The 24,576-nt window shown below is 44.6% G+C and carries 22 protein-coding genes; 6 read left to right on the top strand and 16 right to left on the bottom strand.

What is annotated here, in order from left to right; translation table 11 throughout:
• Window positions 1-13: 13 nt before the first annotated feature.
• On the top strand, window positions 14-181 hold the full coding sequence (locus tag FTV08_RS07505; protein WP_005100295.1) for a hypothetical protein: 168 nt from the start codon (window positions 14-16) through the stop codon (window positions 179-181).
• Window positions 182-341: 160 nt separating this feature from the next.
• Here the strand turns inward: FTV08_RS07505 and FTV08_RS07500 are convergent, their stop codons facing one another.
• The 3 genes from FTV08_RS07500 to FTV08_RS07490 all read right to left on the bottom strand — a co-directional run bounded on the left by FTV08_RS07500 (window position 342) and on the right by FTV08_RS07490 (window position 3,400).
• Window positions 342-539: a hypothetical protein gene (locus tag FTV08_RS07500; RefSeq protein ID WP_005100292.1), complete on the bottom strand. Its 198-nt coding sequence runs from the start codon at window positions 537-539 to the stop codon at window positions 342-344.
• A gap of 254 nt (window positions 540-793) precedes the next feature.
• Window positions 794-2,524 (bottom strand): bifunctional protein-serine/threonine kinase/phosphatase, encoded by a 1,731-nt coding sequence (locus FTV08_RS07495; RefSeq protein WP_180086999.1) that lies wholly within the window; start codon window positions 2,522-2,524, stop codon window positions 794-796.
• Window positions 2,525-2,590: 66 nt separating this feature from the next.
• Window positions 2,591-3,400, bottom strand: a complete 810-nt coding sequence (locus FTV08_RS07490) for a formate/nitrite transporter family protein (RefSeq protein ID WP_004646987.1) — start codon at window positions 3,398-3,400, stop codon at window positions 2,591-2,593.
• 285 nt (window positions 3,401-3,685) lie between these two features.
• On the opposite strand from FTV08_RS07490, the gene cynS reads away from it, so the two are divergent.
• On the top strand, window positions 3,686-4,135 hold the full coding sequence (gene cynS / locus FTV08_RS07485) for a cyanase (RefSeq protein WP_005096926.1): 450 nt from the start codon (window positions 3,686-3,688) through the stop codon (window positions 4,133-4,135).
• A gap of 292 nt (window positions 4,136-4,427) precedes the next feature.
• Here cynS and FTV08_RS07480 read toward each other — a convergent pair whose 3' ends face one another.
• The 13 genes from FTV08_RS07480 to nirB form a co-directional block, all read right to left on the bottom strand.
• On the bottom strand, window positions 4,428-5,777 hold the full coding sequence (locus tag FTV08_RS07480; RefSeq protein WP_180086998.1) for an MFS transporter: 1,350 nt from the start codon (window positions 5,775-5,777) through the stop codon (window positions 4,428-4,430).
• 330 nt (window positions 5,778-6,107) lie between these two features.
• Complete coding sequence (locus FTV08_RS07475; RefSeq protein WP_121979910.1) at window positions 6,108-6,749, bottom strand: ATP-binding cassette domain-containing protein; 642 nt, start codon at window positions 6,747-6,749, stop codon at window positions 6,108-6,110.
• 1 nt (window position 6,750) lies between these two features.
• Window positions 6,751-7,434: a molybdate ABC transporter permease subunit gene (modB, locus tag FTV08_RS07470; protein ID WP_005100280.1), complete on the bottom strand. Its 684-nt coding sequence runs from the start codon at window positions 7,432-7,434 to the stop codon at window positions 6,751-6,753.
• Between the two features lie 6 nt (window positions 7,435-7,440).
• A complete protein-coding gene (modA, locus tag FTV08_RS07465) occupies window positions 7,441-8,205 on the bottom strand; it encodes a molybdate ABC transporter substrate-binding protein (RefSeq protein ID WP_121979911.1) in 765 nt (254 codons plus the stop codon).
• A gap of 47 nt (window positions 8,206-8,252) precedes the next feature.
• Window positions 8,253-9,494 (bottom strand): molybdopterin molybdotransferase MoeA, encoded by a 1,242-nt coding sequence (locus FTV08_RS07460; RefSeq protein ID WP_180086997.1) that lies wholly within the window; start codon window positions 9,492-9,494, stop codon window positions 8,253-8,255.
• On the bottom strand, window positions 9,491-10,414 hold the full coding sequence (gene moaCB, locus FTV08_RS07455; RefSeq protein WP_180087049.1) for a bifunctional molybdenum cofactor biosynthesis protein MoaC/MoaB: 924 nt from the start codon (window positions 10,412-10,414) through the stop codon (window positions 9,491-9,493). The genes FTV08_RS07460 and moaCB overlap by 4 nt, the downstream gene beginning before the upstream one ends.
• 69 nt (window positions 10,415-10,483) lie before the next feature.
• Complete coding sequence (locus FTV08_RS07450) at window positions 10,484-11,026, bottom strand: molybdenum cofactor biosynthesis protein MoaE (protein ID WP_180086996.1); 543 nt, start codon at window positions 11,024-11,026, stop codon at window positions 10,484-10,486.
• A gap of 1 nt (window position 11,027) precedes the next feature.
• Entirely contained in the window at window positions 11,028-11,294 is a 267-nt protein-coding gene (locus FTV08_RS07445) for a MoaD/ThiS family protein (protein ID WP_180086995.1), read from the bottom strand.
• A 2-nt stretch (window positions 11,295-11,296) separates the two neighbouring features.
• Window positions 11,297-12,322: a GTP 3',8-cyclase MoaA gene (moaA, locus tag FTV08_RS07440; RefSeq protein ID WP_153566669.1), complete on the bottom strand. Its 1,026-nt coding sequence runs from the start codon at window positions 12,320-12,322 to the stop codon at window positions 11,297-11,299.
• 230 nt (window positions 12,323-12,552) lie between these two features.
• A complete protein-coding gene (locus FTV08_RS07435) occupies window positions 12,553-13,179 on the bottom strand; it encodes a molybdenum cofactor guanylyltransferase (protein WP_180086994.1) in 627 nt (208 codons plus the stop codon).
• A complete protein-coding gene (locus tag FTV08_RS07430) occupies window positions 13,176-15,953 on the bottom strand; it encodes a nitrate reductase (RefSeq protein WP_180086993.1) in 2,778 nt (925 codons plus the stop codon). The genes FTV08_RS07435 and FTV08_RS07430 overlap by 4 nt, the downstream gene beginning before the upstream one ends.
• Before the next feature lie 182 nt (window positions 15,954-16,135).
• Complete coding sequence (gene nirD / locus FTV08_RS07425; protein ID WP_180086992.1) at window positions 16,136-17,746, bottom strand: nitrite reductase small subunit NirD; 1,611 nt, start codon at window positions 17,744-17,746, stop codon at window positions 16,136-16,138.
• Between the two features lie 24 nt (window positions 17,747-17,770).
• Entirely contained in the window at window positions 17,771-20,317 is a 2,547-nt protein-coding gene (gene nirB / locus FTV08_RS07420; protein WP_218947190.1) for a nitrite reductase large subunit NirB, read from the bottom strand.
• Window positions 20,318-20,821: 504 nt separating this feature from the next.
• On the opposite strand from nirB, the gene FTV08_RS07415 reads away from it, so the two are divergent.
• The 4 genes from FTV08_RS07415 to FTV08_RS07400 all read left to right on the top strand — a co-directional run bounded on the left by FTV08_RS07415 (window position 20,822) and on the right by FTV08_RS07400 (window position 24,499).
• A complete protein-coding gene (locus tag FTV08_RS07415) occupies window positions 20,822-21,400 on the top strand; it encodes an ANTAR domain-containing response regulator (protein ID WP_019836997.1) in 579 nt (192 codons plus the stop codon).
• A gap of 10 nt (window positions 21,401-21,410) precedes the next feature.
• Window positions 21,411-22,427 carry an ABC transporter substrate-binding protein gene (locus FTV08_RS07410; RefSeq protein WP_180086991.1) on the top strand — a complete coding sequence of 339 codons (1,017 nt, stop codon included), beginning with the start codon at window positions 21,411-21,413 and terminating at the stop codon, window positions 22,425-22,427.
• A gap of 246 nt (window positions 22,428-22,673) precedes the next feature.
• On the top strand, window positions 22,674-23,618 hold the full coding sequence (locus FTV08_RS07405; protein ID WP_180086990.1) for an ABC transporter permease: 945 nt from the start codon (window positions 22,674-22,676) through the stop codon (window positions 23,616-23,618).
• Window positions 23,618-24,499, top strand: coding sequence for an ABC transporter ATP-binding protein (locus tag FTV08_RS07400; RefSeq protein ID WP_044110889.1), 882 nt, complete (start codon window positions 23,618-23,620; stop codon window positions 24,497-24,499). Before FTV08_RS07405 ends, FTV08_RS07400 begins: the two co-directional genes overlap by 1 nt.
• The last annotated feature ends 77 nt before the right edge of the window (window positions 24,500-24,576 follow it).

The raw sequence follows: 24,576 nt of genomic DNA, 5'->3' as shown, positions 1-24,576 counted from the left end.
AGGATGAAAGACTATGTCCAATCCAACCGACCGAAATGATGATGAACTCACTGAAGAGCAACTTGATCCGCAAGAAAAACAGGATCGCGAGATCCAGCGAGGTCAATTAGGTCTTCATGATCCACAGCGACAACGTGATCAACTGCGTCAGGAAAGACAGGACGAAGAACAGAATCAATAAATTTTTCAAGGATTCAAAAATACAAAAACTCCCCGTTCTTAAAAATGGATGGGGAGTTTTTTTTCAGTATTAAAAAGTTAGGGACTAGTTTTCGCATCACAACATCTTATACATCTGATCTAACCTGAACAGCTCACCTTCTTGGATGAGTGCTGTTTTACTATTTCGCTTCTGTAGAGGCTTTTGCTTGTAGGGGCTGCGCCTGTGTTTCTGCCGTTTTTTTCTTGGCCTGAATTTGTGCCGCTATTTCCTGATTTTTCTCAGCAAAACGCAAGCCACCATCTCCGGCGAGACTTGTTTGGCTCATCACCATGCTGCTGCCCAAGATTAAAATCAGCTTAAAAAATTGATTTTTCATGTCTCATCTGCCTTTTTATTCTAATGGTATTAAAAATAAGCAATTATTATTCCAATGTTTTTATGCTTATTTAGTTTTTTGACTGCACTTTCTATTTTATAGGGATAATCTTCGAAAATACAAAGTCAATCATCGTAAAAATATAAAAATCTGCAATAAGAATAAATAGATATTTTGACTACATCTCAGCTTAAATCACTATTGATTTTTTATTTAAATCAAAAAAATCGTTCAACAGCTTATTTGGATTATTTTCATTGGCTAAAATATAGTGCAAATACCCAGAGCAATAACAAAAACAGAATCGCTGTGCAGGATTTCCAGAAAGTGACTGGATGCTTTTCAAGCATAGGACGTGAAACTGATTTTTTAAATTTGAGATCTGGGTGTTTCAGATCATATATAAAGGCTGAAAGTGCTTCATAGCACTGCTCCGGGCGAATGGAAAGCGCTTTTTTAAAGATGGCGTCCAAGCCATGCGGCAGATCCGGTCGATACTCATAGAGTGGATGATATCGAACCTGTTTTAAGTCCTTTTCGGTCTTACAGCGCGCAAGGTCTGTCCCATAAGGTAATTGTCGGGTCAATAAATAATAACTCATCACCGCCAGCGAGAACTGATCTGATTTTACTGATGGGGAGCATCCAATAAAATATTCAGGTGCCATAAAGGCCAAGGTTCCCAAAGGAACATCTGCATGTTTGGGATTCAGTTCAACCAGACCTCTGACCGCAGTCGATCCATAATCAATCAGTTTCACTTTCAAGGTATCGGCTGGTTCGAGCAGCATGACATTTTCTGGTCGTACATCCTGGTGCAGCATTTCAAGACGGTGCATGGCATTCAGTGCCTTGGCCACCTGCTCAATGATCGGAAGCAACTGCTGTAAAGTTAAAGCAGTTTTATGACGGTGCAGCCATCGGTTTAGGCTTTCCCCTTGTAAATATTCATAACTTTGAAATAAAAACTTCTTGCTGCCCTTATGTGGATAGCATTGCAGCAGATTTTCATGTTTTAAGCGTTTCGATACCCAGTCTTCCAGCTGAAATTGTTCCATCGCTTGCAGGTCATCCTGCACATCGACAGACAAGGTTTTAATGACCAGCTGATTTTGTGTCGCTTCATCATGCGCCAAATAGAGGCTGCTGCGATGATTTTGGTGCAGAATTTTATCAATTCGATAACCTTCAAACAGATCACCATGACTCAACTGGTGTGGAAATAAAACATGGCTCTTGATATGAAAGGATTCCTCATCAGGCAACTGTTCCACTTTGATGATTTGAATGGTGAGATTGTCATCACTACCCCGCTTTAAGGCTAGTTCGACTATAGACTTGGCAATGATATCCAGATGTTGTTGCTGTTGAAGCAGATCTGATATGAGCTGCATATCAATAAACTCATAGACACCATCTGTCATCAAGATAAAGAAATCATCTTCACATAATTCAAGCTGCTGATAATCGACATCGATACGATGGTCGGCACCCAGTGCACGACTTAAATAATGTTCTGTTGATGACAGGCAAACACGGTGATCAGCCGTCAACTGTTCAATGACTTGTGCCTGAATGCGATAAATCCGGCTGTCGCCAGCATGAAAGATATGTGCCCTATTTTGTTTCAAAATCAGTGCACTAAAGGTGCAGACATAACCCTGGTCTTTATCAAAACGCCCGCGGCTTTGCTGGGTTTGTGCATAGAGCCAGGAATTGGTCGCACGAATGACCCGTGCCGCTGAAGTTTGGGTGCTCCATGCATCCGAAGTCGAGTAATAATCCGATAAAAAACTGCTGACTGCAGTTTCTGCTGCAATATGACTGACATTGCTGCTACTGATCCCGTCTGCAATTGCACAGGCAATTCCCTTACTGCTAAGCGCGTGGCCTTCAGGAATATAGACCCCATGAAAGTCCTGATTCTGTGCTTTGATTCCAGCGGAAGAATATTGCTCAATGCTGATCTTTAATTTTTTATTCATTTTAAATACTCAAAAAGGGATCGAATTGATCCCTTTAATCTCAAGGCATAAATCATCATGCTCAGATTAGAATTCTTTTTTATCGCCAGTACGTACATGCGTGGTATAGAGCGCCAGACCTGTCAGTGCCAGACCACCCACCAGATTCCCCAGTGCCACCGGTAATTCATTCCACAAGAAATAGTCTGTAATCGAGAAATCACCGCCCATCATCATGGCAAATGGGAAGAGGAACATATTCACGACTGAATGCTCAAAGCCCATGGCGAAAAACAGCATGATTGGCATCCACATCGCAATGAATTTGCCGCTGACCGTGGTTGACATCATGGCACCAATTACCCCGAGTGACACCATCCAGTTACACAGCATGCCGCGGATAAAAATCGTCATCCAGCCAGCAAAACCATATTCGGCATAGCCTAAAGTCCGGTCTTCACCAATATGGGCAATTTTCACCCCGACCGCATTCGGTTCAGCGGCGAAACCCATGGTATAGACTGCGGCCATCAACACTGCCACGGTTAAACATCCGGCAAAGTTACCTAAAAAAACCAGTCCCCAGTTTTTTAAAATACGTGACCACGTTACCCCAGGACGTTTATCTAGCCAGGCTAATGGAGTCAATACAAATACCCCAGTGAGCAGATCATAGCCCAATAGATATAACATGCAGAAACCGACTGGAAATAGCAGCGCTCCAATCAGTGGTACCCCTGTTTGTACCGCAATCGTCACGGCAAATACTGCTGCCAGCGCCAGAATTGCGCCTGCCATAAACGCACGAATTAAAACATCACGCGTGGCCATATGAAGTTTTGCCTCACCGGCATCGACCACTTTTTTTGCAAACTCTGCAGGAGCAAGATAAGCCATATTTTTATCCCCTTTATATAAATTACTTGCCTGTTTGCAAATAAAAAACGCCTAAGGTCTATTTCAACCCTAGGCGTCTTTGCCTTGCATTATTCAAACAGATCAATTGTGTCATGGCGTCGTTGCCATATTTAATATAGATAAAAGCAAATAGCATGCCATTTATTTTAAATGGCTAATAAAAATCCTATAAATTATTTTAAAATTTAATTCTTATAATTATATTGGCACAATCTCTGCATTATCTATAGCGGTCATTTTTAAATATAGCTATTGGAGAAGATTATGATTAGCCATCGTCAACAAGTGACAGACATGATTATTTCAGCGAAAGTTTTAAAGTCTATTACATGGGCAGATGTCGCTGAAAAAATAGGCCTTTCTAAAGAATGGGTGACAGCCGCATGTTTGGGTCAGATGGCTTTTAATAAAGAACAGGCAGAAAAAATTGGTGAAATATTTGGATTGACTGATGAAGCCATCGCCTGGCTGCAAATCGTACCCTATAAAGGTTCTCTGCCAACTAGCGTGCCGACAGATCCGCTGATTTATCGCTGGTATGAGGTTGTCAGCGTCTATGGTATGACCATTAAAGAACTGATCCACGAAGAATTCGGGGATGGAATTATGAGTGCAATTGATTTCAGCATGGATATTCAACGGGAGAATAATCCAAACGGAGATCGGGTGAATGTCGTATTATCCGGAAAGTTTTTACCTTATAAAACTTATTAATCCTCTTCTATAAGAATAAAAGCCATTATTAAAATGGCTTTTATTTTATCTGCACTTATTAAATTTATTTAGAATGATTATTAAAATATATATAATTTTTTCACCTCAAATTAAACATATAAACTATAAATGATTTTATTTTTATCCAATTAATTCAATCATCCTGTCCTTTTTAAATGATAATTTCTCATTTTGAATATATAGTTCGTCATTTTATTATTGAGTTAGCAAAAACAACAAAAAGGACATTGCTATCCTTTTTATCGATTCATTTTAAATCAGGAATGTAGTGTTATTGCTGTGCTTCTGCCAGATGACGTTCAGTCACGGCCTGTTCATATAAACGCTGTTCTTTTTCTTTATGCTCGACAGAGAAACGGATCATTAGTACACAACTCGCTGCAATTACTACCAATCCACCCAGTACCATCAGGGTGGTTTGAATATCCAGCATGCCCTTTAACAGGAACCCCGCAGCAACTGCGCCGACATTGCCACCTGCACCAATAATACCAGCTACACCACCCAAGGCATCACGGTCGATAAAAGGCACCAGTGCATAGGTAGCGCCACACGCCATATGAGTAAACAAGGCAAAGATGGTCATCGCCATGATCGCCAAGGTCGCGCTGTTCATTTGCGAAAAAAGAATAAGAAACAGACCTTCCAGCATGATCAAGGCAAACAGGACTTTGGTTCGACCATCCAGACCTTTTTGAATGGCAACTTTGTCTGAAACAATGCCACCCAAGGCGCGGGCAAATAATGCCAGTAAACCAAAAATCCCGGCTGCCATGCCTGCTTCTTTTAGGCCAAACTGAAAGTTGTCGACAAAGTACAAGGCAATAATATTATGGATAAAAATTTCAATACCAAAACAGGCTGCATAAGCCCCAAATAGAATCCACACACGGTAGTTACGTGCGGCATGCATCAAGATTGCAAGACCACCTTTTTTATCGCTACCGACAGAAATACCTTGAGCACGGAGTTCTTTAAAATTACCTTGTGGACAGTCTTGGGTGAATTTCCAGTACAGTACACCGACAATCATCATCAGAATACCCGGCACCAGAAGTGCAATTCTCCATCCCATTGCCTGTTCTACACCGAACATCACCAAAGCAGCCAGCATTAAAGGCATCAGGGCTTGAGTCGCACCGCCACCGGCATTACCCCAGCCTGCTGTAGTCGCATTTGCCGTTCCCACCACATTTGGCGCAAACATGATACTGGTATGATATTGGGTGATCACGAAGCTGGCACCGATGGCGCCAATCAATAAACGGAAAAACAAGAAAGATTCATAACTGTTGGCCGACGCCACACCAAACACCGGAATACTGCCAATAATCAGTAAGGCGGTATAGGTTTTACGCGGACCGTATTTATCACACAACGGTCCCACGATCAGACGCACCAGAATGGTAATAGCGACTGCGGCAATATTGATATTGGCGATCTGCTCTTTGGTCAGGCTGAATTCACCGGCAATCACTGGCATTAACGGTGCACAGGCAAACCACGCAAAGAAACAGACAAAAAAAGCGAGCCAACTCATATGGAAGGCCCGCATCGCTGAAGTACTAAAGTTAAATAGACTTATTTTTGTTGCTTTATTGAGACTTGTATTTGAAGACATAGCCATTTCCTTACCAGAACTGAACGTATTTAAGTCACTGTGATGCACAAGGCATATCAGTAACGATCAGAACGGACGTCATTGGCCGTCATACAAATGTAGAGTCTTCTTTGACTTTAATTAGATATATGCATAGGTCATGCCAGATTATTTTTAACATAAAATAAACTATTCTTTTATATAAAATGATTTTTATTTCACTTTCAAATTTAGACTTTTCTTTCTTAAAAATAGAGAGAAAAATAGATATCTTCTGAGAAATTATGAGCAAAACAGCGATAGGATGACCTGCCCGGAGTCATTGCTGGTTTAAATCGGTGCAGGGCTGGATCAAATAATTTTTCCCTTTTCAAAATGCAGCAGTTGTGCCTGTAAATACGCCACTTCATCTACATGATGAGTCACATAAATCATGGGTAAATCTGTTTGATGAATCACAATTTTCAGAAAAGGTAAAATCTGGTTTTTCAGCTTTTGATCCAGTCCATTTAAAGGCTCATCCAAAAGTAATAGGTCGGGAGAAGATAAAAGTGCACGACCGATAGAAACGCGCTGTGCCTGTCCACCAGAAAGCTGATGCGCCCGATGCCGAAGTAGTGGCTTTAATTCGAGTAACTCCACAATGTCTTCAAACGTAAATTTCTGCAGACCTTTATTTTTTATATTTAGCTGTTCTGCATATTTCAAATTCTGCACGACATTCAGATGCGGAAACAGTAGGGCTTGCTGAAAAATCAGGGCAATTTTTCTTTGATGAACAGGAATATTCAGTTTCTGCTGATGATCAAATAATATTTTTTGCTGAAAATGAATAAAGCCTTGTGATGGTTTTAATAGTCCTGCAATATTTTTTAAAAAGGTGCTTTTCCCACTTCCTGAGGCTCCCACAATACCAATCAATTGTGTCTGCATATCCAGACTGGCCTGTAGCTGGAAATTTGCGTAATTAAACTGAAAATCACACTTCAGCATCTTAAGCCTCCAATTTACGTTGATACTTCTGCATGATCCAGTAATTTGCAATCAAGGCTGAAAAAGCCAGAATCAGAGATAAAATGACCAAACGCATAGCCATACTTTCTCCATCAGGCTGTTGTAACAGGCTATAAATGGCGATGGGAATGGTACGGGTTTCTTCTGGAATATTGCCAACAAAGGTAATCGTGGCACCAAATTCTCCCAGACTGCGGCTGAAACATAAAATGCTGCCGATTAAAATTCCAGGCAAAGCCAGAGGCAGGCTAATGCTACAGAATACCCGCCATGGTGTGGCGCCCAAAGATCCTGCCACCTGTTCTAACTGCCGGTTGATCATTTGAAAAGACAAGCGAATTGGTTGAACCATTAAAGGAAATGCCACAATCATTGCTGCCAGTACCGCACCTTTCCAGTTAAATATCAGCTGAATTCCCCATTTATGTAGATATTGCCCCAGCATACCCTGATGACCAAATAGCAGGAGCAGAAGATAGCCCAGTACTACCGGCGGTAGCACCATAGGCATCTGCAATATTGCCTCTACGAGAAATTTGGCCCTGAATTCATAACGCGCCAGTAACCATGCTACGGCGATAGCAAATGGCAGACACACCGCTGTGGCAAAGCCCGCTACTTTGGCTGAAAGCGCTAAGGCACTCAGTTCTTCTGGTGTAAGCATGAGCAGTTAGCCTACCTTAAGCTTAAAACCATATTTCTGGAAAATCTGCCTGGCCCTTGGACTCGTCTGGATAAATTCAGAAAATTGGACTGCTGCCTGATTTTTCTGGCCCTGCCGGGTTAAAGCGATTGGATACACAATCGGACGATGTGTACTGGCTGGAAATACTCCTGAAATTTTAACTTTTTTACTCATCAAGGCATCAGTTCTATACACAATGCCGACCTGACATTCGCCACGTTCTACAAATGCGAGAGTTGAACGGACGCTATCTGTACCGACAATTCTGCCCCGAAGCGGATTCAACCAGCCCAACCGGGTTAAGCTTTGCTGGGCATATTTCCCGGCAGGCACCGATTCCATTTGTCCTGTACATAAATAACCCTGAAAGGCTTTAGCAAAATTAAAGTCGGCTGACATTTTAAAATGATTTTTTTGCTGAATAGGACTAATCAATACAAGTTCATTCAAGAGCAAAGGTCGAATCTGACCGATCGAAATTTTTTGTTTTTTAAGTAAATTATGCATCCATTCAAGATCTGCAGAAAAAAAGATATCACTCTCAGCTCCCGCTGCAATTTGTTTCGCCAATACCGAAGACGCAGCAAAAACCGGAACGATCTGGATGTCCTGATGCTGTTGCTCATATAGTCTGGAAATATCAGTAATCGCATTGGTCAGGCTGGCTGCGGCATATATTTTAACTGTTTCGGCATACAGCATGGGGCTAGTCAACAGCACGCCAGTGAGTAGAACTTTGAATAAATCCATCTTTCTCATTCTATGTGATTCGAATATTGAGAATTGCGACAGGCATTTCAAATCAGTAAACCTTGTACCACATGCCCGGCTTGGATTTCTGTTGCTGCCGGAATACGTACCAGACAATTGGCCTGCATCAGATTACTCAACATATGCGACTGCTGTTTCGCCAGGCTTTTGAGCTTTAAAGTACCCTGATCAAATTCTGCAGCCATTCTTAAACAACGTTCACGTGCATCCGCTTTCAAATCATGTGTCATTACCGCACTAAGCCATGCAGGTGACTGCTTTTGCCCTTGTAAGGCATTCAGTAAAGTTGCCGTATAGATTTGCATCCCGACATACACAGCAGCCGGATTTCCCGGCAAACCCAAGAGATAACAGTAACCTTGATCATCTCGACGATACTTGGCAAATAACATCGGTTTTCCGGGCTTCTGCTTCACTTTCCAGAAAATCTGCTCAAAACCCTGCTCCAGGGCAACAGGGCGAATGAAATCATAATCACCCACCGAAACCCCGCCTGTGGTCAATATGAAGTCGTATTGGTTTTTAAGACGATGTATTAACGTTTGCAGCTCATACTCATTATCTGAAACATGCAGAATATCTACGTTTTGACCCTGTGATTGAAACCAGGCCTGAATCAGTGGAGCATTGGCGTCAAAGATTTTTCCGGAATTCAGGTCTTCAATGCTGGAAGCGACTTCATCTCCAGTAATCACAACAGCAATTTTAGGATAACGATAGACTGAAACCTGCTTTACGCCTGCCATGCTCAAAGCTGCAATTGCACCTACATGCAGTTTTTGACCTGCATCTGCCAGACGCTGCCCTTGTGCGATTTCCTCGCCTGCATCACGTATATCCGTATGAGGCTTTAGGTCTGTTGTAATAATGATTTGATTGGCATGGCATTTGACAATTTCCTGACGGGCGACCGTTGTAGTTCCTGCTGGAATCCTGGCACCGGTAAAAATCCGGACCGCCTGACCTGGCCGCAGTTCAATTTCAGTACTTTGCCCTGCCCGAATCTCTCCAATGAGTTCAAAAGTGCTGTGAGCACTAACATTTTCTGGACTGCAAAGCGCATAGCCATCTACAGCACTTTGTGAAAACAGCGGCAATGGTATGGCCGAATCAATCGCCTCTGCCAGATAGCGATTCAGAGCCCGAGCAAGCGGCAGGCTTTCAGCTACCAAGATATGCGTCTGCTCAAGTAACATCTGCAGTGCCTGATCAACAGAAATCAGTCCCGGTTCAGCACCGCAGGCTGAATGTGATAGTGCCTGATTCATTGATAGCCCCCCGCATGTGGGATATTTTTTTGCACATCAAACAAGTGCACCAAAGCCGGAAGTACCGCGATCAGAGATTCTTTCGCACCCTGACGACTTCCCGGTAGGGTCATCACCAGACTGTTCTCAATATAGCCAGCCACGCCACGACTTAATGCTGCATAAGGGGTACGTTTTTGCCCAAAACTACGTGAAGCTTCCATTAAACCGGGAATTTCCCGTTGCAGCAAAGGTTGTAGGGTTTCGACGGTCAGGTCTTTAGGACCTAAGCCAGTACCGCCCACAGTTAGAATCAGCGGATACTGATTTTTCTGCTGTTCAATCAGGGTCAAGAGCTGTTCTGGGCTATCGGGAATAACCTGATAACTAATAGAATCAAAATTGGCTTCTTTTAAAATTTCCAGTACGTTTTGTCCGGCAGTGTCCGGCTTTTTGCCTGCTGCAACCGTATCGGACAGCACAATAACCGAAGCGGACAGACTCTCTTTAAGTACGCGGGTAAAATGTGATTTTCCGCCTTTTTTCTGCTGCAACCTGCATTGATCCAGCGACAAATCTTCCGGTTCACAATGCGGCTTCAGCATGTCATACAAGGTCAGACCCGCCAGACTGACCGCGGTCAAAGCTTCCATTTCCACACCAGTGGGTCCGATGGTTTCAACGGTAGCAATAATTTCGACATACGCATCAAACAGTTCATATTCCACATCGGCACGATAAATCGGCAATGGATGGCAGAGTGGAATCAGCTCATCGGTCCGTTTGGCGCCCAGAATGCCGGCAATGCGTGCTGTTTTCAGGGCATCCCCTTTTTCAGTATTGCCATTACGCAGCAACTCAATGCAATGTGGCGGTGCATGCAGGATTCCAGTGGCAATTGCTGTACGGTAACTTTCTGCTTTCATCCCTACATTTTTCATGATTTGTCCCAGGCTAATTTTAAAATCTGTTTTAAATTGATTCATCTTATGCATCCTCATTAGACGCATTTAATTAGATAGTAATTGGTAAGCGTGTGGTGCTACATGGTGATGGTGACAATGCGGATCTTCTGCATGATGAGAGTGGTCCGTTTCAGGTCCATGATCTTTTCGGATACAACAGCCTTCGACATATTGACTGCTACCATCCATATAAAATTCTTCTTTCCAGACCGGAACTTCATGCTTCACCCGTTCCACAGCTTCCTCACAGGCAGCAAAAGCCTCACGACGATGGGCCGCATAAGCCATAGCAATGATGGCTGTTTCCCCAACCTCCAACTCACCAGTCCGATGCACCACCCGCACATAAGACACCTGGTATTTGGTCTGGATCTGCTGTTCAATTTCACGAATCATTTTTTCAGCCACAGGCGCATAGGCAGTATATTTCAGGGCACGCACAGCTTTCCCCTGATGATGATTACGTACTGTTCCGACAAAGATGCCGATTCCACCACATTCCGGAAAATGCTGAATATCATCAAAATCCTCCAGACTAAAAGCAGTCTGCTGGATTCGGGCAAATTGTTTTAATGGTTTGAGTTGCATTTCAGCCTCCTGCTACCGGCGATAACAGCACCAGCGTACTGTCCCGATTTAAAACGTTCTGTCTGGAAATGATGTCTTCACCGATTGCACAGGCGCAACGTTCCAGCATGGGCTGTATATCAGGATAAATGGATAGCAACTGGTTCAGGACTGCAGAAACCTGAATTTCAGACTCGCATTGCAAACTCAAATCTGCGGGGATTTGTCGTTCAATCGCACCGAAGGCTTCTATTCTGATATGAATTAATTTTTGCTGAGTGAGTGACATATTTATCCTCCAATGCTGTGCATGCTGATTTTTCGGATCGGCTTTTGTATTGGTGATTGCTGGATCGCATGGAAGCCGGCCTCTTTATGCCAGATATAAGCGTGGAGCTTGTGCTGAAATGTCTGTGTGGCGAAATGATCCAGCGCCAGTTGTTCGATATCTGCCTTAAGGTTCAGGCCTTGTCTGGCAAATAAACAGTTATAAAATTCACCTTGGGCATTGAGGCGCAGACGGTCACAATCACTGCAAAATGAATGGGTAATGGTGGAAATAATCCCCAAAGGCTGCCCATTGACCAAATAGCCACGGGCTGGATTGGCGCCTTGTCCTTGAGATACCTGGACATCAAATTCAGTTTTCAGTTGATCCAGGATATCCTGCTCACTGATGACATCAGACGGATTCCATTTCTGATCGCCATCGAGGGGCATAAACTCAATAAAACGCAGTTCTATAGCCTGATGCTGTGCCCATTTCACCAAAGGAATAATCTGATTGTCATTGATGCCTTTGATGAGCACACTATTGATCTTGACGGTCAAACCTGCCTGCTGTGCGGCAGAAATACCTTGAAGTACAGGCTGTAACTGTTTTTGGGTCAGTTGCTGAAACTGCTTTGGATCAAGACTGTCTAGACTGATATTCAGATCGTCCAGTCCTGCCTGTTTAAGCGCTTGAGCATAATCTTTTAAATAATGGCCATTACTGGTCATGGAAATACGTTTCAGGCCAAAGGCTTTCAATGTCTGCAAGCGAGCAATAAAATGAACAATACCTTGACGCATCAACGGTTCGCCACCCGTCACCCGGATCTGCTCAATCCCGTGTCGCACCATAAACTCGCAAAAAGCATACAGGGCTTCAAAACTGAGCAAATCTTTTTTATTCATCCATTCCGGATGTTCAGGCATGCAATAGCTGCATTTGAAATTACAACGGTCAGTCACCGAGATCCGCAACTTACGTTTCTGGCGTCCAAACTGATCCTGAAAGATACTGCGAGGTGCTAAAGCTGTCATGCTGTTCATTGCTGCGGTCCATGATGAGATCTGCACGGTTATTTAACAGTCTTGATTTACTGCCCTATTTCTTCACAATGAATGAGCAATAAGTGTTCCAACTTTGCACAAATTTATGTTTAATGAATATTAATGGGTAATATTTTTTCTTTTTTAGTCCAAAATTTCGCTCGAAAAATAAAAAAAGCAATATTTTGGTGAGCCAGAATATGATGATTCGGCTTTTAGCATTTTAAATGCTAAAGAAAGTTAAGCTGTTGATGCTGCTGTAGCTCGTCAAATGAATTAATACTGTGGAAAAACAGGGCACGATTTTTAAAACTTGCCCGCTGCATATGCATGTCAGCAAAACAGAGTTTTAAACTGTGCTGATCATTTTCAAGGTGTTGGATAAGCGTGGGGAAGCTGCTGCGTTTCATCAGACAGAATGGAAACAATGCCTTTTCATTGATTTCAACTACCGCCACTTCAGATAAAGGATGTCGTTGCAAGGCCTGATGTAAACGTGAAATGACCTTTTTGGGGATATAGGTCACGTCACAAGGCACGAACAGCACATAATCAGATTGTACATATGACCAGGCACTCTTCATGCCCATCAATGGTCCCTGAAAACCCGGTTCATCGTCCTGATAAAAGTCGATCGAAGGAATCATCCGTTTATAAATGGAATGATCCCGATGGCTATTGACCCAAACTTTGCTTGCCCGGGACTTCAACTGCTGATGGATTTTAATCAGCTGGATTTCATCATCAAATTTGTGCAGCAATTTATTGATGCCATTCATGCGCCGCGCTAAACCGCCGGCCAGGATCACCACATCGGTTTCCGGATAAGACACCGTCTTCATCACTCTTCTTTTCATTCTATGTACTCCGTCTGGCAGACTTTAATCAGGCCTCTAATTTCTGGCAAACATGAACCACAATTTCCTCCGGCTTTTAGACATGCAGTCACCTGTTTTTCATGCGTGATATTTTTATCTTTAATGGTTTGAATAATTCGGTTCTTGCCGACCTTAAAACAGCTACAGACTAATGGCCCTTCACTATTTCCCATCGACATGGCCTGACCTGCCAGCAATGCTTTACGATGTAATGCACTCAGACGTTCACGTCTAAACAGGCCTGCCACCCAGTCACGATCTGGCAATAATGCCGCCGGTGCGATATAAAAACTGGCAATTAACTGGCCATCCTGAAGCACCACACTATGACTGATATGCGCCGTTTGATCTTCGAGATTCAGCCATTCAAAGCTTTCATCATCAAAGGCTAACAGGCTCTTGATCTGCCCGGTGATGTCAGAAAAACGGCGACGGTCTGCCAATTCATAACGGATGGCCTGAGTGGTTTGAATTTTGCTCCACCACACCGTATTTTCAATCATGGTCTGAATCTGCTGTTCAAAGCCTTCCCGTACATACAACACGCCCTGCCACTGGGTATAAAACGGCTGGATCATGACCGGAGTATGCTTAAATTCTGGCTCGCCAGAAATCGGGTCAACCACCGGATTCACCACTTTTCCAATCCGCGCATCGGACGCAAACTGGTCGTTCCAGTGAATCGGTGCAAAAATCTGGCCACGTCGCATATTTTGTGAAAATTGCACACGGAGTACACAACTTCCCCAAGCGGATTTCACCTCGACCAGCTCAGCATCTTTCAGGCCATACTTCAGCGCATCTTGCGGATGCAACTCACAATAAGGCTCGGCACGATGCTGGGACAAACTGGCAGATAATCCGGTACGGCTCATGGTGTGCCATTGATCGCGAATGCGTCCGGTATTCAGGATCAGAGGATATTCAGCAGAAATAGCATGTACCGGATCGGCTGCAACTATTGGCACCAGTCTGGCCTTGCCATCTGCATGGCTAAACTGGCCTTGGCTAAATAGTTGACCAACCTGATGAACTTCTTGCTTATCCCAGACCGGCCACTGGATCGGTGCCAGATTCTGATATTCCGCAAAACCGAGATGAGTTAAACCTTGCAGGTTGAAATAGCGAAAATTGGGTGTATTTTCACGTTGCGAAAGCGAACTATTCTGATAGGCAGATAAACGGGCATGTTCCAGAAAAATGTCATGGCTATTGTTAAAGTCAAAACCGCGAAAACCTAAAGCTTTAGCCACCCGAGAAATGGCCCACCAGTCTGCTTTAGCTTCACCCGGAGCCGGCAAAAAAGCCTTTTGCCGGGAAATAAGGCGCTCCGAATTGGTGACTGTGCCATCTTTTTCGCCCCAACCCAGTGCCGGTAACAGTACATCGGCATATTGCGTGGTATCGGTGTTGAGACAAATATCGGAGACCACCACAAATTCACACTTCTCCAGAGCGCGTTTAACCTGATCTGCATCGGGCAAACTCACGATCGGATTGGTGGCCATAATCCAGATGGCTTTGATTTTCCCGCTTTCCACCGCTTGAAATAAATCGACTGCTTTTAATCCGGGCTGCCGCGCGATGACCGGGCTTTGCCAGAAATCCTGCACCAGTTGCTGATGTTGCGGATTATCCAAATCCAGATGACTGGCCAGCATATTGGCCAGCCCACCGACTTCCCGTCCGCCCATCGCATTCGGCTGTCCGGTCATGGAAAAAGGTGCTGAACCGGGTTTGCCTATTTTTCCTGTCAATAAATGACAGTTGATAATGCTGTTGGCCTTGTCTACGCCTTGAGAGGATTGGTTTACACCCATGGAAAACAGGCTCATGATTTTTTCGGTCTGGGCAAATTTCTCAAAAAATAAGGTTAATTTTTTAATAGCAATACCAGTACGCTTTGCCACGCTTTCAAGTGATGACTCTGTCAAACTGCTGGCAAGTGCCTGCTCCAGACCTTGAGTATGTTGGGTAACAAAATCCAGATCAGCATGGCCATGTTGCTGAAGATATTGCAACAAGCCATTAAACAGCGCGACATCCTGACCTGGTAAAATCGGCAAGTGTAAATCTGCCGCTTCACAGGTTGCAGTAAAGCGTGGATCAATCACTACCACAAATAAATCCCGCTCTTCTTTGGCTTGCATGATGCGCTGATAAAGCACCGGATGGCACCAGGCGGTATTGGATCCGACCAAAACCACCATTTCTGTCTGCTCAAAATCTGTGTAGCTGGCCGGTACCAGGTCTTCGCCAAAAGCCCGTTTATGTGCCGCCACAGCAGAAGACATGCACAGTCTTGAATTGGTATCAATATTGGCAGTACCGAGATAGCCCTTTACAAACTTGTTCACCACATAATAGTCTTCAGTCAAAAGCTGGCCGGAGACGTAAAAGGCGATGCTGTCACGTCCATACTGATCAATATATTGCTGAAATTTATTGGCAATACTTGAAATGGCATGATCCCAAGTGCTTATTTGCCGCTGTTCTTTTCGACCTGTCATCGGATGCAGAAGCCGGGTTTTTAAGCCAAGTGTATCGGCGAGATGACTGCCTTTAATACACAACTTGCCCAAGTTCGCAGGATGCTGAACATCGCCTTCAATCTGAACCTTTTCACCCATCGAGGTTTGGCTTACGTGCGCGATGACACCACAGCCTACTCCACAATAAGGACAGGTCGTCTGAGTGGTTTTTATTTGGGATTCAGTAGAGCTATGTAGTTCCATAACCGGAATACTATTCATTGCTGCTGCGCTCCTTAATCATCCAAATTCACTTGTTTCACCAAATCTCTGATATCTAGCTTTTACAGGTTTGATTTAAATTTTTTCTATGTCTCAAAAGCTTTAATCCTCCCCAACCCTCCTTTAATAAAGGAGTGAGGGTCCCCTTTTTTCCAAAGAGGGGTTGAGGGAGATTGATCCGATTACCCTGCCTTTTTTAATGCAAAATCCCGACCAAAAAGCAGTTTGCTGCGGATATTACCAATTGGTGTCTGGTCTGCAATCAGTTCTGCATACCAAGCCCCATCTTCAGTATCACCAAATAGCACCGCACCAATGACCTTGTCCTGCTGGATGATGATCCGTTTATAGATTTGACGTTTTTCATCATTCAGCACGATATCTTCAAAATCATCCTGAGGTTCGAAATTGCCTGCCGAGAAGACATCACATCCACTGACCTTGAGTTGGGTCGGAACAGTCGGTGCCTTAAAGGTCAGTCGGCCATGTTCAGCCAGATGCGTCGCACAGATAAAGGCCTGTCCCCATAATGGCTCAACCAGTCCAAAGGTCTGACCACGATGCTCAATACATTCACCCACTGCATAAATACTCGGGTCATAGGTTTGCATGGTGTCATTCACCAGCACCCCACGATTGCAGCGCAGACCAGCCTGTTCAGCCAGGGTTTTATTTGGTCGAATCCCGACGGCGAAGACCACCAAATCGGCATCCAGCATTGTCCCGTCTTTTAGTCGCAGTTGAGTCACGTGACCATCAATACCGAGCAGCTCTTCGGTGTTGGCTTCAGTGATGATCCGGATGCCTTTATCTTCAATTGATTTTTTCAGCATTTGACTGGCTTTCATATCCAGTTGACGATCCATAATACGGTCCATCAGATGCAGCACAGTTACATTCATCCCCTGCTGCTTCAGTCCATAAGCTGCTTCTAGACCCAGCAACCCACCTCCAATCACGACGGCATTTTGCCTGGTTTTGCAGTAATCCAGCATGCGGTTAACATCCTGAATATCCCGGAAGCTAATCACGCCTTCAAGTTCAGCACCCGGAATAGGTGGCATGAAGGGTTTGGAACCAGTGGCGAGAATCAGACGATCATAAGCAACGACTTCGCCTTGTTGGGTGTGGACCTGTTTACGCGAACGGTCGATAGCGATGGCAGCATCCCCAGCAATGAATCGAATGCCTTTTTCAGCATACCAGTCGGCTGAATGCAGCATAATTTCGGCAAAGCTTTTCTCACCAGACAATACCGGTGACAACATGATCCGGTTGTAATTGCCCCATGGCTCTTCCCCAATCACGGTAATGTCATAACGATCTGGCGCCATATCCAGCAAGTCTTCCAGACAACGCATGCCCGCCAGTCCATTCCCGATCAGTACCAGTTTTAAGCGCTCTGTGTTTTGACCATTACTGGAAATATAAGTTTTTTGTGGAGTCGGACTCACCAGAACTTTGCCATTTTCAATTCGGGTTGGAAATACCAGTAATTTCTGCTCTTGTTCTTCCAGACAACGACCGGTCACCAGACTGAAATGCTGCTTGTAAATTGGGGATGCGACTACACGCTCACCTTGCAGATCACCCAGAATGCCACGTGCCATGACATTGGCCAGACTAAACGGATCCTGATTGCTGAGTGCATAAACCCGCTGTTCCTGACCCACGCGAAAAATTGCAATCTGCTGATCTTCAATCAGGGCTGCCACACCGGTATTCGGAGTGATCTCATCCAGATTGCAGACTTCATACCAGTTCAGTTCGTTCATGTCTTTTAAAATTGTCATTTTCATTCTCCCTGACTGTGGTATTTAGGCTTCAACCACTGGAATACGGTTTAAATCACGTTCAGCTTCTGTCTTTGGACGAATCTGGCCACGTACAGGCGCAAACTGAATATTCGGGTCATTCTGCTCAGCTGCTTTGGCATTGATAAAAGTCTTAAAGCGTTTGCGTACTTCAGGATCTTCAATCGCGGTGCGCCATTCATCCTGATAAGTGCCAATCACATGCTGCATACGGCTTTCCAGTTCAGCAGCAATACCCAGTGAATCATGCACAATGACATCTTTCAGATAGTCCAGCCCACCTTCCATATTGTCACGCCATACGCTGGTGCGTTGCAGACGATCTGCTGTCTGGATATAGAACATAAAGAAGCGGTCGATATATTTGATCAGTGTGGAAGTATCCAGATCCGAGGCGAGTAGTTCAGCATGGCGCGGTTTCATACCGCCATTGCCACATACATATAGATTCCAGCCTTTTTCGGTGGCAATGACACCGACATCCTTGCTCTGTGCTTCTGCACATTCACGGGTACAGCCAGATACTGCCATTTTGGTTTTATGTGGTGAACGCAGGCCTTTATAACGATTCTCAAGGAAAATCGCCAAGCCGACAGAATCATCGACTCCGAAACGGCACCAGGTACTACCCACACAAGATTTCACCGTACGTAAGGATTTGCCGTAGGCATGTCCGGACTCGAAACCGGCATTGATCAGTTTTTCCCAGATTTCAGGCAGCTGATGTACCTGTGCACCAAACATGTCAATTCGTTGTCCGCCTGTGATTTTGGTATATAGACCATAATCTTTGGCGATCTGACCGATGGTAATCAGGCCATCCGGGGTAATTTCGCCGCCTGCCACACGTGGCACAATCGAATAAGAACCATCTTTCTGGATATTGCCGAGATAGTAATCGTTGCTATCCTGCAAACCGGCATGGCTAGGTTTTAGGACAAAGTCATTCCAACAGGATGCCAGAATATTGGCTACAGTCGGTTTGCAGATATCACAGCCCATGCCGTGCCCATGTTGCTGAATCAGGTCAGAGAATGTCTTGATCTCATGCACGCGTACCAGGTGATACAGTTCCTGACGTGAATAGGCAAAGTGTTCACACAGATGGTTATTCACTGTGACACCCTGACGCTGTAATTCAGATTTTAAAACCTGAGTGACCAGCGGTGCACACCCCCCACAGGCAGTTGCAGCTTGTGTGCATTTTTTCAGTGCACCCAATGAAGTTGCACCACCTTCAATCGCAGAACAGATATCTGCTTTAGACACGTTATTGCATGAACAGATGGTTGCGCTGTCAGGCAACAGATCGACACCACTACCGCCGGATTTAGAAGTGGCCTGATCAAAGCCCGGCATAATCAGACTTTCTGGTTGTTCTGGTAAAGCCAGACCATTCAGCATCATTTGCAGCAGATCGTTATATTCTTTGGCACAGCCTACCAGCACCGCACCGAGCAATTTGCTCTTGTCTGCTGACACCACAATTTTCTTATAAATCTGTGCAGCTTCATCGGCATAGAAATAGCTTAACGCACCCGGTGTCATGGCATGTGCATCACCAATTGAGGCCACATCCACACCCATCAGTTTCAGCTTGGTACTCATGTCTGCACCGGCGAAGGCATGACTGTCTTGACCGAGGACATGTTTTGCTGCAATACGCGCCATGTCATAGCCTGGTGCCACCAGACCATAAATTTTATTGTCCCAGAGTGCACATTCACCAATCGCATAAATGTCCGGATGTGAAGTCTGGCAATAATCATTGATGATGATACCGCCACGTTCACCCAACAGCAGACCGCTCTGGCGCGCCAGTTCATCACGTGGGCGAATCCCTGCCGAGAACAGGATGATATCGGTTTCCAGTTCAGCGCCATCACCGAACTTCATGACATGGTTGGCATTTGCACCATCTTCAATAGACGACGTTGCTTTCTGGGTATGTACTTTCACGCCCAGATCTTCGATTTTGGAACGTAATACACGACCACCTAGATCATCAATCTGTACCGCCATCAGACGTGGCGCAAACTCTACCACATGGGTTTCCAGATTCAGATCTCGCAGGGCTTTTGCTGCTTCCAGCCCTAGCAAGCCGCCACCAATCACCACGCCTGTTTTTGCATTCAGGCTGGCCGCACGAATGGCATCCAGGTCTTCAATGGTGCGGTAAACAAAACAGTTCTGACGGTCGTTGCCCGGAATCGGTGGAACAAAAGCATAAGAACCGGTAGCGAGAATCAGCTTGTCAAAACTCAGTACATCGCCGTGGTTGGTTGTGACCGTTTTATTCAGCTGATCCAGCTCAATTGCGCGGGTATTCAAACGTAAGTCAATGCCATAAGCATCGGCAAAATCACTACGACAAAGACTGAGGTCTTTAACCGTCTTGCCGCTAAAGTATTCAGTTAAATGTACCCGATCATAAGCCAAATGCGGCTCTTCCGCCAAAATGGTCAACTCGACGTCATCACCGGCCTGTTCAAGTACAGATTCGATGAATTTATGCCCCACCATGCCATGCCCAATCATGAGAATTTTCATATCTGCACTCCAATTACTGTTTTTTTAAAGATGATAAAAAGCCACATATCAAGTCTAGGCATTGATATGTCTGCTGATTGAATATGTTGTAAAGACCGCGTCCTGGCTGCTTGTCTTGCTGGACGAAAGGTTGTAACGCTGATGCGTTTTGTATTGCTGAACAACTGACCATGTCATTTATCCTGTGCTGAACGAAACTTCAATCACACTCCTTGAGAGTGCGATTACGATCAGAACGGACATCGTTGGCCGTTGTTAGTATTGAAAGTCATCTTTGACGATTTAATAAAAGCATAAATCGTGCCAACTTTTATTAAAGTAGAAACGCCTAATTAACGACAAATCATCCAGCCAGATGCTTCATTTTGAGCACTTGACGGCTGTTGCACCTTAAGTTGTGCACTAAATTGAATACATCAGCGGACTTTTATGCACCAAATTAATGGCATGTTTTTTGCTTGATTGGTGCTTGAATATTCCTTAGGCCTTACTTGAAAATATTCCATGTCCAAATTACGAATAGCTCTTATTGATGATGATCTGGAGCGCGCTCAATTTATCCAGGAATCCCTGCTTTTACATGATTTTCAGGTGGTGGCCTGCCTCATCCTGAATGACCTGAATATGGTGCATGTCAAAGGCATTCATGCGGATGTGATTCTGCTGAATATGGATCATCCACATCGGGATATTATTGAAAGCTGCGTCAGCCAATATGAACTTCCGACTGTCCTGTTTACCCAGAACTCAAATAAAGACACCATCAAAAGTGCGATTGATGCCGGAATCACGGCTTATATTGTCGATGGTATTGATCCCACCAAATTGGAAAGCATTCTGGAAATTTCCATTGAGCAGTTTCGTAAGCATAAAAAGCTGCTCGATGATTTAAAAGAAACCCAGGACAAGCTGACTGACCGTAAAGATATTGATAAAGCCAAAGCCCTGCTGATTCAGCTACATGCCCTAACTGAAGAGCAAGCCTTTGCTTTATTACGTAAAAATGCCATGAGTCACCGGATTACCATTGGTGAAATGGCCAGACGCTTGCTGGATGCACAGAAGCTGTTATTGGGCCAATAAGGAAAAGCATATGTCTACATTAGAAAAAACCGAACTCAATATTGGCTATATTCCGCTACTTGACTGTGTTGCCATACTCTGGGCAGAGAAACAGAGCTATTTTGCCGAACAGGGATTAAAAATCAATTTAATCCGGGAAGCGTCCTGGTCCAGTCTAAGAGACCGTCTGGCCTATGGCTTTCTGGATGCGGCGCATTGTCTGTCCGCCATGCTGCCTGCTGCTGCTTTGGGCACAGACCAGTTACAGGTGGCCTTACAAACCCCTTTAGTGCTGAGTGTCAATCAGGCTTTTATTAGCCTGCGACAAGATCTGTGCTATGAACTTGGCATCCAGCCTGAGGATGATGAACAAAGCACCTCAAAGAAACTGGTGACGGCTTTACAACAGAATAAGCCCATCAATCTGGCCTATGTCTATAAATATTCAATCCACCATTACTGCCTGAAAGAATGGCTGGCCCTGACTGATCCACAACTGGCCAAGACCATTCACCTGATGACCTCTCCACCACCTTTCATGGTCAAAGGCATTTCAGCACAGGTGTTTGATGGCTTTTGCGTAGGAGAACCCTGGAATATTCAGGCCAAGCTCGAAGGCTATAGCTTTATTGTGGCTGCAAGTCAGAATGTCATTCCTAAAGTTGCCGATAAAGTCTTGGCCATGACCCAGGAATGGGCAGAACAGCATCCATTTACTGTAGAGGCAGTGGTCAAGGCAGTACAAAAAGCGCAGGATGATTTAAAGCAGCGCAGTGATTTATCAGAAGTATGGGACATGTTAGTCGATTATCAGATTATTCAGTTTGAATGTTCCGCCCAGCGGCATGTCTATGACTTTTACAAGATCAAGAATATTATCCGGAATTTTGTTGGGAAAAGTGCCCAACCGAAAGTCGATGATTTTATCTGGCTCCTGCAGCAGATGCAGAAATGGGAAGATATTGAAATGACCGTAGCCGAGAAAAAACAGATTGCAGAACAGTGCATCTATAGTTTGCAAAGCCAGCATGCAGACATTATTGGCTAAATGATGTTACTGAAAAAAGAGGCCTGATTTTTCAGGTCTTTTTCATTGAGTCTATTTTCCAAAAAATGATTAAAAAATCTCTGCATTCTGATCTAACTTCTTGAATATGATTAAGAGTTGTCTGCTAATTTTTGCTATAAAAATAAGTCCTTTTTAAAGTCATTTCAGGATTTGGGATGAAATGGCATCCATTTTGCTTATTTAGTATTACGTTTTATAAAATTTGTAATATTGAGGGGCAACACTATGAGTTACGTTGCACGTGAACTCAGTCAAAGAAATAAATTGCTGTTTGGCTTGGGGTCTTTTTTAATACCAATTTTAATTTGGTGTGCAGTCAGCTACTTGCCATTTATCTGGCATCCACAAGTCCAGATTACTGATTCAGGTAGTGTTGCCTATTTACAGGTCGAAAGTCGTATTGATAAAGACCAGTTTTTTTCTGCTGCTCAGTCTGCGGTAGATCAGGGTCTGGCTCCGCCGCAGGGTATTCTGGTCAACCCGATTTATCTGCCTGCACCACATGAAGTTGCGATTGCACTGGTCACGGCCTTTACCACGGAGCCTGCTCAGGCCAATGCACCCTGGTTTCATGAAAGTCTGTGGCACAGTATCAAGCTGGTCTTTACTGCGTTCTTTATTTCTTCCTTGGTCGGTATTCCACTCGGTATTTTATGTGGGTTTTCAAATAAAATTTCCCAACTGACCGAGCCCTTTGTTGAATTTTTCCGTTATTTGCCTGCTCCTGCCTTTGGTGCACTGGCCGTCGCTATTCTGGGCATTAATGATGCACCCAAAATTGCCATTATTGTGATTGGAACCCTGTTCCAGCAAATCCTGATTATTGCCAATACCACACGTCTGGTGGATCGCAGCCTGATTGAAGCCGGTTTTACTCTGGGCACCAATAAACTCAAAAGCCTGTTGCATGTGGTGATTCCAGCGGCCCTGCCTGAAATTTACCGCAATCTGCGTGTGCTGCTGGGTTGGGCATGGACGTACCTGATCGTAGCAGAATTGATCGGCAGTACCTCAGGAATCACATGGTTTATTACCCAGCAAGCCCGCTATCAGAACTTTGATAATGTCTTTGCCGCCATCCTGATTATCGGGGTGATTGGTCTGCTGTGTGATGTGATCTTAATGAAACTGGGACAACGCTTATTTAAATGGAAACCGGGAGCTAACTGATGCAAAACACTGAATTTAATACCCGCGAATACTTTGACAAGATTTATAGCCGTCCGGTGATTCTGGAAGCCAAACAGCTGACCCAATCATTCAGTCATGGCAAAACCGAGCGTACGGTTTTAAATGCCCTTGATTTGAAAATTCATAAGCGGGAGTTCATCTGTGTGATTGGGCCTTCCGGTTGCGGCAAGTCAACCTTTAGCCGTGTAGTCGCTGGTCTGGATCCTTATAGTAGTGGTGAGATTCTGGTGGATGGTCAGCCGATTACTGGCCCAAGTCCGGAGCGCGGCATGGTGTTCCAGGGCTATACCCTGTTTCCATGGAAAACCGTCAAGGAAAATGTCATGTTTGGTCCGCGTATGAAAGGTCAAAGTAGTGCAGCGGCAGAAGCGCAGGCACGTGAATGGATCAATATTATTGGTCTGGAAAAGTATGAAAACCAGTATCCGCATGAGCTGTCTGGCGGGATGAAACAGCGTGTCGCGATTGCCCGGGCTTTGGTCAATGAACCGAAAATCCTGTTGATGGATGAACCCTTTGGGGCACTTGATCCACATACACGGCAAAAAATGCAGCGTCACCTGATGGACCTGTGGCAAAACATTGATATCACCATCATTTTTGTGACCCACGATATGGATGAAGCCATTTTACTGGCCGACCGGATTGTGGCGCTTAAAGCCAATCCGGGTGAAATCAAGGAAATTATCGAAGTTGATCTACCTCGTCCACGCCATCCAGACGTCATGCTTAGTCCTGAATTTAAACAGTTAAGACAACGTGTCGATTATCTGGTGCATGCTGAAGAAGATGAACTGGATCCGGCACTGGCAGAACTGCCGGTCATTCCGCGTATGACCAAGGTCAGCAGCAATAAATAATCTTATCCAAAATGCCTTTGGGACGACCCGAAGGTTTTAATCGCTGTGTTGGACGACCAACATTAGAGGTGATTATC

This window comes from Acinetobacter sp. YH12226 (assembly GCF_013417805.1).
Classification (GTDB): Bacteria; Pseudomonadota; Gammaproteobacteria; order Pseudomonadales; family Moraxellaceae; genus Acinetobacter.
The sequence above is the reverse complement of the archived record's forward strand: the minus strand, read 5'-3'. Positions and strand labels throughout refer to the sequence as shown.

What these genes read in the sequence shown, in the direction of transcription:
- FTV08_RS07405 (WP_180086990.1), top strand. Translation starts at nt 22,674, where the DNA reads ATGAGTTACGTTGCACGTGAACTCAGTCAAAGAAATAAATTGCTGTTT.
- FTV08_RS07505 (WP_005100295.1), top strand. Translation starts at nt 14, where the DNA reads ATGTCCAATCCAACCGACCGAAATGATGATGAACTCACTGAAGAGCAA.
- modB (WP_005100280.1), bottom strand. Translation starts at nt 7,434, where the DNA reads ATGCTTACACCAGAAGAACTGAGTGCCTTAGCGCTTTCAGCCAAAGTA.
- FTV08_RS07435 (WP_180086994.1), bottom strand. Translation starts at nt 13,179, where the DNA reads ATGAAAAGAAGAGTGATGAAGACGGTGTCTTATCCGGAAACCGATGTG.
- FTV08_RS07445 (WP_180086995.1), bottom strand. Translation starts at nt 11,294, where the DNA reads ATGTCACTCACTCAGCAAAAATTAATTCATATCAGAATAGAAGCCTTC.
- moaA (WP_153566669.1), bottom strand. Translation starts at nt 12,322, where the DNA reads ATGAACAGCATGACAGCTTTAGCACCTCGCAGTATCTTTCAGGATCAG.
- modA (WP_121979911.1), bottom strand. Translation starts at nt 8,205, where the DNA reads ATGGATTTATTCAAAGTTCTACTCACTGGCGTGCTGTTGACTAGCCCC.
- FTV08_RS07430 (WP_180086993.1), bottom strand. Translation starts at nt 15,953, where the DNA reads ATGAATAGTATTCCGGTTATGGAACTACATAGCTCTACTGAATCCCAA.
- FTV08_RS07460 (WP_180086997.1), bottom strand. Translation starts at nt 9,494, where the DNA reads ATGAATCAGGCACTATCACATTCAGCCTGCGGTGCTGAACCGGGACTG.
- cynS (WP_005096926.1), top strand. Translation starts at nt 3,686, where the DNA reads ATGATTAGCCATCGTCAACAAGTGACAGACATGATTATTTCAGCGAAA.
- FTV08_RS07490 (WP_004646987.1), bottom strand. Translation starts at nt 3,400, where the DNA reads ATGGCTTATCTTGCTCCTGCAGAGTTTGCAAAAAAAGTGGTCGATGCC.
- nirD (WP_180086992.1), bottom strand. Translation starts at nt 17,746, where the DNA reads ATGACAATTTTAAAAGACATGAACGAACTGAACTGGTATGAAGTCTGC.
- FTV08_RS07480 (WP_180086998.1), bottom strand. Translation starts at nt 5,777, where the DNA reads ATGTCTTCAAATACAAGTCTCAATAAAGCAACAAAAATAAGTCTATTT.
- FTV08_RS07415 (WP_019836997.1), top strand. Translation starts at nt 20,822, where the DNA reads ATGTCCAAATTACGAATAGCTCTTATTGATGATGATCTGGAGCGCGCT.
- FTV08_RS07450 (WP_180086996.1), bottom strand. Translation starts at nt 11,026, where the DNA reads ATGCAACTCAAACCATTAAAACAATTTGCCCGAATCCAGCAGACTGCT.
- FTV08_RS07400 (WP_044110889.1), top strand. Translation starts at nt 23,618, where the DNA reads ATGCAAAACACTGAATTTAATACCCGCGAATACTTTGACAAGATTTAT.
- FTV08_RS07495 (WP_180086999.1), bottom strand. Translation starts at nt 2,524, where the DNA reads ATGAATAAAAAATTAAAGATCAGCATTGAGCAATATTCTTCCGCTGGA.
- FTV08_RS07410 (WP_180086991.1), top strand. Translation starts at nt 21,411, where the DNA reads ATGTCTACATTAGAAAAAACCGAACTCAATATTGGCTATATTCCGCTA.
- FTV08_RS07500 (WP_005100292.1), bottom strand. Translation starts at nt 539, where the DNA reads ATGAAAAATCAATTTTTTAAGCTGATTTTAATCTTGGGCAGCAGCATG.
- FTV08_RS07475 (WP_121979910.1), bottom strand. Translation starts at nt 6,749, where the DNA reads ATGCTGAAGTGTGATTTTCAGTTTAATTACGCAAATTTCCAGCTACAG.
- moaCB (WP_180087049.1), bottom strand. Translation starts at nt 10,414, where the DNA reads ATGAAAAATGTAGGGATGAAAGCAGAAAGTTACCGTACAGCAATTGCC.
- nirB (WP_218947190.1), bottom strand. Translation starts at nt 20,317, where the DNA reads ATGAAAATTCTCATGATTGGGCATGGCATGGTGGGGCATAAATTCATC.